The sequence below is a fragment of the Bacillus sp. FSL K6-0042 genome, from assembly GCF_038006685.1.
Taxonomy (GTDB): domain Bacteria; phylum Bacillota; class Bacilli; order Bacillales; family Bacillaceae_G; genus Bacillus_A; species Bacillus_A pseudomycoides.
Window position 1 is genome coordinate 77087 of the sequence record NZ_JBBOVS010000004.1, and the last position, 7078, is coordinate 84164.

General features: G+C 31.3%; 5 protein-coding genes. 2 read left to right on the plus strand and 3 right to left on the minus strand.

Features of this window, described 5'->3' with window-relative positions; translation table 11 throughout:
* Positions 1-75 precede the first annotated feature (75 nt).
* Positions 76-1098, plus strand: coding sequence for a hypothetical protein (locus MHH45_RS27140; RefSeq protein WP_140386105.1), 1023 nt, complete (start codon positions 76-78; stop codon positions 1096-1098).
* Positions 1099-1496: 398 nt separating this feature from the next.
* The gene (locus MHH45_RS27145; protein ID WP_088094555.1) at positions 1497-1787 is read left to right on the plus strand and encodes a hypothetical protein; all 291 of its coding nucleotides are present in this window, start codon (positions 1497-1499) and stop codon (positions 1785-1787) included.
* A 1031-nt stretch (positions 1788-2818) separates the two neighbouring features.
* On the opposite strand, the gene MHH45_RS27150 is transcribed toward MHH45_RS27145, so the two are convergent.
* From MHH45_RS27150 to MHH45_RS27160, 3 genes are all read right to left on the minus strand, one after another.
* Positions 2819-4546, minus strand: a complete 1728-nt coding sequence (locus MHH45_RS27150; RefSeq protein ID WP_088094554.1) for a hypothetical protein — start codon at positions 4544-4546, stop codon at positions 2819-2821.
* A gap of 300 nt (positions 4547-4846) precedes the next feature.
* Positions 4847-5833: a tyrosine-type recombinase/integrase gene (locus MHH45_RS27155; RefSeq protein WP_088094553.1), complete on the minus strand. Its 987-nt coding sequence runs from the start codon at positions 5831-5833 to the stop codon at positions 4847-4849.
* A gap of 8 nt (positions 5834-5841) precedes the next feature.
* Positions 5842-6450: a recombinase family protein gene (locus MHH45_RS27160; RefSeq protein ID WP_088094552.1), complete on the minus strand. Its 609-nt coding sequence runs from the start codon at positions 6448-6450 to the stop codon at positions 5842-5844.
* Between the last annotated feature and the right edge of the window lie 628 nt (positions 6451-7078).

The following is a 7078-nucleotide window of genomic DNA, read 5'->3' on the forward strand; positions in this document are numbered from 1 at the left end:
TTAATTCCTATCACTCCTTACATTTATTGTATTTATCTTCTAATCAAATTGTACCTAAATAGGTTCAATGGTGCAATGAAAAATCAGAAAATTAATCTGATTACTTTTCGACAAAATAGTATGTTATGTACTGTTCAGAACAAAATTGCTAAAATTAGTAATAAGTTAGCTTATAAAATGGAGGGGCATGATATGGATTCAATTCGCTGGTCATTGGAGCTACCGGACAATAGCCGATATAGTCGCTGGGGTATGGGACGACATTTTTGTTTTTTTGATGCAAGTTTAGATTTGGATTTCCCAAACCCACAATTTACATCACCACACTTAAATGTTCTTGGAAAAGATGAGGAAATAAGAGCTTGTGCTAGGTTAGAGTCTCTTTTTAGATTAGTAAATGGTTTAAGTTTACTTACAAGGGGATCTCCTATTTATTCAAGAAAACGCTTTTTTTATCATAGCGATCACAATATGATAGAAACTTGGAGAAAACAGGATTCAACCATCTTCTTAGAAGAACTAAATAATCCATTTGAGGAAAGTGTTTTGAAGGAAATTGAAATAGAAAATGAGAAACGACCTATTAAGAATACTGTATGTACTGATTATGCTGAATTAATTGTAAAAGATAATTTAGTGCGAGAAGCGGTTCTACTTTTAACACTTTCATTAGAAGATGAATTATATTTATTGGTTAATGCTTATAAAATATATGAAATTATTAGTAATGATATGGGATTTCAAAAACGTGAGGGAGATGAGAAGGGAGCGGCAAAGAAAAGGAAAGATGAAATTACAGAGAAATATCCATTTGCATCTTTTCTTGATCTAGAAGGGTTAACTGGATATATAAATAATAAAGGGGCATCCGGGTTTCTATGTCGTCACGGACATAGTAATAAAGAAACAAAAATAACTGCTCCACCATATAATGAGATTGTAGAGATTATTATTAAAGCTATTAGTGAGTGGCTGAATTATAAATGTCTCATGAAATTTGGTAGACCTTATGAGCCTTCAACGGGTCGTTTAGGGTTTTATAAAGATCCTGATGCATGGCTAAGTGAACTAGATAAAGATGAAATAAAATTCGAATAAAATTTACTTTGGATTCATTAATCAAAAGGCATCAACACAACGCAACTTTACTTTAAAACCATAAATCATTCTAAAAAAGACTATGGCTATTGCCGCAGTCTTTTTTTAAACAGAAATATTCAAGAGTGCTTGCAACTCGGATTTTGTAAATATTCAATGAAAAAAATAAAAAAATGCGAAAAAAGTATTGCTATTAATCTATTAAAATGGTATAATGTCCCTCGGAGAGGGTTTTACATATTACATTTTTTCTAATTTATGGCAAAAAAATAAGCCTAAAATGGGCTTTTTGTGTCTTTTTAATGTTCACAGGTTCTCCCGTTTTATATAGATATCATATCAGAAAGGTTGTAATAGCAAAAAAATCAAAGCATAAAAATGCGAAAGGAAAATGAAAATTGATAATTAATACTTTAAAACACTTTTTTACACGAAATAATTTAATTGGTATGTTACTTGGCTTTTTAGGTGAATCTTTATGGGATATCTATAATACACTTTGCCCACTTTTTAATACAGGTACATCTCTTTCAATTCCATCTTTTTGGCCAGTAATAAAATTTCAATCTTTTGGTATTTTTGCCACAATTTTGTTTTTAATTGTACTTATTACTCTTCCAATTCTAAAGAGTAACTATAAAAGGTTTGCCGACCTTTTTATGGAAAAGTACAATCAATTATTTGAATGAACAACCTAAATGCGAAAGGTTTGCCGACCTTTTACATTTATTCACCTCTTTCCCTTGCCGGGGAAAGGGTTTTTTATTGTTTCTATAAACAATGCAACATAACTAATATACCATACGTGCTAATAAATCACAATAGTTATGTGTCACAAATTGTACTTACAGAATCGCACTAGAAAATGAGTCACAGAATTGCACTAGAAAATGAGTCACAGAATTGCACTAGAAAATGAGTCACAGAATTGCACTAGAAAATGAGTCACAGAATTGCACTAGAAAATGAGTCGCAGAATTGCACTAGAAAATGAGTCACAGAATTACATACTGTTGTATTCATTTTTAATCAGAAATATAAAAAGAACTTGCAGTAATCACTACAAGTTCTTTTTAAGGTTAAGGTGAATACACGGGACAAACAAACTATCTTAACAGATTCCTCATAGAAACTATAGGGGTGATGCTTTGATAAGTTTATCATATAACAAATATTAACAATTAAAGATTTTAATTTTGAAAATTATGTGAATTAAGAAGACAGGACGATTCATCGTATTTTCAATCCTGAAAAATTCCATTTATTCATTTTGTATAAACCACTTTAAATCAACATCGATATGATAATAAATTAGTTATATTGTTGGAATACAATCCAAAAATCTACAGTTTTATCTGAACTAAGTGGGATATAAAGACCATATGCTCCCATCCATCTTCCCAGTCTATATGAGTTTTATTTGAACAATATGGGATATAAAGCAATAAGAGCAAAAATCACAACAAGAGTAAAACAAAAGAAACTTGTAGGGGTCAACATACATCGTCATCAACCTAAAAATGAAAAGTACCCCCAACACGAAAATTTTATCTCTCCCACAGTAATCTATAAGAATTCAGCTCATTTTTTCGTTTTGGGGTATTTGCTTTTCTTAAGTTGATGACGATGGGACGGGACCCCAATTAGAGTCTAAAGCATTTTTTAAATGAAAAAGCAGCAACATACCGATATGTTGCTGCTTTTATTTTTGGTGATACTACTACTTGAGCCAAGTTTTGCAATCGCTACATACTAGATTGTCTTTAGGGGAATCCACAATTTTTCTACACATTATGCATCTTCCTACATGATTAGGATGTTTACAAGATAAGCATGTACCTATGTCAAATTCATTATCTTCTGATAGATTGATTGTATATTTATTGCATTGTTCACAAGGAAAGGAGGCTATTTCATCTTCATCTACTTCAGGCATATCATGTTCTACATAAGTGTAAATGTCTGTTTCAAGTTCTTCGAGTTCAGAAATTTCAACCTCATCTATATTTATCGGTAAATATGCACCTTGATCGTCATCAAAGTACGCACTGCCGTTTGTAAACGTAATAGTAAAGGTGTTTTCTTTAATATCATCTTTATATAATGTTAACAGGAGTGTACTCACACCAGCTTGAGAACTATCTATTGATGGTTCTATGTCTACACGTATGATGTGATCAAGGTAAGTATGGGTAATCTCAAATGCTGTTTCACTATTTACTAATTGTGGTTCTTTAAAGTCTAATTCAATATCACTGCGGTAATATAATTTTTCATATATATTATCAAATGAGGCAGATACTTTTTCTCTAAATAATTCCATAATTTCATCTTTCTCTAGGATTTCTACTCCAGCCTCTTCACGTATTTTTCTATTTTGATGGAATTCCAATTCAGATTCCCTTAATATTTGCATGTTATCTAGTTCTGCTTGTGCTTCTAAATCTGCAAGATATTGATCCATTTCTGAATGCAAATGATTATTGAATTTTTTATCAGCTTCTTCAATTAATTCTAGTAACTCTTTCATGAGTTTCTTGTATTTTTGAAATAACTTTATATCTATTAATTTATTATGAGCAACGTGATTTCTATCGTTGCAAAATGCAGTCCACTTGCCTTTAAATTCCCTTAAGTCACAAGAAAACCATGGTGCGAAGAAATCTTTCCAAAAGTCCCTATCTACTTCCAATAAATCTTGTAAAATTTTTGTTAAATTATCTTTATGCCTATCTATTTTTTGCCCGCTTAATATATCACTCATAATATATTGGAATTTTTGGATATCTGGCTCGTTAGTGTTTGGAGAGCTAAATAAATTCAATTCTTTTACTTTATATGTTTTAAAGCTCAAAATCTGTATTAAATCTGCGGTATCTATAGACATTAAACCTGTGTGTGTATTTTTGAAACTAACTGCCCGATTTTTATATTGTTCATCTCTGTCTGTATATCGTTCAACAAGATTGGTAGGCATATATTTTTCCCACCATTTTCCACCTAATTTATAAAATAAAATGGTATTAATTAGCCTTCTTAATGCGTTTTCTACTGTATGAACATCCTTGTATAATGAATCAGAATATTTTTCGGCTTGTATATCTTGTAGCCAAAGGCATTGTTCCCAATCAGCTAGCATTAAATCTTTTAATTGGGTTTTTAAATGATGTAGATTCGGATCTAAATGGGTGTAATCTTCACCTGAAATATCCACTTTTAACTGTGAAGTTGCATTCAATTTAACATAGGTAAAAGAAATATCAAAAGTATTACTATTTATGGCTATTGAGCATTCGCTAGTTCTAGCATCATTGGAATGAATTTTTAAATCACTTGCCTTCAAATTGATTTTAGCTTGTTCTAATAGACTATTTGTATAACCTTCGAAATCGAAATCTGATTCTGAATTCTTTAGATTAATCATTACAAACCGAACTGATTCATTCATTATGTAGTCCTCCAGCATAAGTTTTACTTAATATATTCTAATGTTTGTTTAGTTAAGGGATATAGCGATATGCTACTTTTTGTTTGGTTCGATTTTTATCATTTGAATTTGAAAGATGTCACTGCCTTTTATACCTAGGACTTTCATTTCTTCTGTTTGTGAACGCCAGGGTCAAATTTTGATAGATTTAGTAGTTTCATCTCGTAAGGTGTATTCGTGAATATAATATGATTGCTCATTTTTTCATTGTTAATCCTCTGTTTTCATTTAATTCATTAAAATTCCGTAGATGTGTAAAAATTATATATTAATTGATGGATTTAGTTCTGTATTCACTATGGAACGTTTATAGTAATCATAATATCTTTTTAAGGACAAGTAAGATTTAAAGCCTATTTGCTGCATGATTTGCTCAGGCGAATTTTTCTCCTGAATTTTTCTTAAAATGAAGGTGTTTCGTAAGTATTGGGCAGAAATCCCCTTTCGAAGATTAGCTCGTTTCACTTCTAAACGAATCATTTTTTGTACTGAGATTTCAGTTAAAAATTTTGGTGCATCATCTTCATAGCTCCAATGATATGTCCCACGTGTAAAATCAAAAGCAATAAATAATGGATCATTGCTATGGTATTTAGGACGAACAGGTTCAAGAATGGTTTTATAGTAATCGTATAAATGTAATTTGTCTCCTTCTTTCAAATGGATTGTACGATTTATTTTTAAGTCTTCAGGAATAGATAATGTATTACTTTCGAAATGAACGTGTTTCATTCGTAAAGAAACAAGCTCTTTTAAAGATAATCCATAGTCAAGGAGTAATGTAACGATAGAAATGTTCCGTTCTAAGATCATTGGGCGTGTTGATCGTTGTTTTTCTGTCAGGCCTTCTAATGAAGCGATAACTTGTTTTAAGCGCTTCTCTTCTTGAGAAGAAATAAAATCTTCACTACGTAATGTTCGATTGGGTGGATCTATGTGTATAATTCCTTCAATTGGACTAGGTAAATTTAAGTATTCGTACAATCTATTTAAGACGATATATATACGGTGTACAGTTTTATCAGAGTATTGACGATCTTCTTTTAAATAATTAAAAAAGGCTTCGAAATCTTTTTTGTGGAGTGATTCCCAAAGATTATTTTCAGTGAACCTTTTTGATTGGTGCAGCCATCGAATAAAACTTTCCACATCGTATATATAACGCTTGATCGTAGAGGTTTTTCTTCCTTTGTTTAATAAATAAGAAGAAAAGCCTTGTATTGTATTTTGGAGTTCTCTTGTAATCATACTGATTTTTATCCCTCCCTATTTTCATATCTTTTGACCACTCTGTAAAATGTAGGGCTAGTCATATTGCACCTTTTCATGGCGTATAGCGCTGTAATTTTACCTTCTTTCCATTGATTATAAGAATCAATGAATTCTTGGGTTATCTCGGTTTTTGGTCTCCCTAAATGCTTCCCCTTTTTCTTTGCAGCTTCAATGCCTTCACGTTGGCGAGTTTTTATTTTCGTGCGTTCTTCTTCAGCAAGCCAGGACAAGATTTGGAGTACCAAATCAGTAATAAGATTCCCTAAACTATCTTTATATTGAGTTGTATCTAGAAGGGGCATGTCTAATACGACAATATGAGCTTGTATATTTTGGGTTATATCTTTCCACTCCTGAAGGATAGCTTCTTTATTCCTTCCGAAACGATCTAGGGAATGAATGTATAAAATATCATCTTTTCTTAACATGCGTTTTAAGAGTTGGTATTGCTCACGGTTAAAATCTCTTCCGCTTTGTTTATCGATAAAAATATCTCGTTCGTCAGTGATGAGTTGTTTCATTGCTTCAAGCTGACGATCTTCATTTTGATCTCTACTACTAACTCTTATATATCCGAATTTTCTTGTATTCAAAATAACTAGACATCCTTTCAAAAGTGTTTCTAATCAAATTATAACAAAATCACTTCAAAAGGTATATTTGATTATTTAGCACTTCAAAAGTGTGTTTTTAAACCTTTTGAAGTGCTAAATTTGTTAAGGTTCACCATACTTCAAAAGGTGTACCTTTTGATGCTGTATAAACAAATTAGTAATAAATTTCTCAATATGGATATTGTCACTATTTTTATCTATAATATTCAAAATTAACAGTTAATGTAATATGATAAAAAAGTGATGGTTATCATCCTATTTGTTTCTCCTTATGCCATAGATAAGACCAACTCTGGTCTTATCTTTTTTATTTATGGGGTCTTGCTACACATCCATTAACTTAAAAAAATCTTTTGTTATGAGATATTTGTTGTCATTGGCTTGATGGCGGTGTGGTGGTACCTCTTAAAACGAGGAATGAGTGTAAAAATACACAAAAACCCCGAGTCATGGACTTTTTTTAAGTGTCCATGATTCGGGGTACAGTTCATAATTCCTTTTGGGATTCTTTTTTTAAAATTCACTCACACAAATGATCTGCACATCAATTCATCTTTGATATACAGATCATTTGTATGATAATTTTTATAAATAATTGCGGAATAAT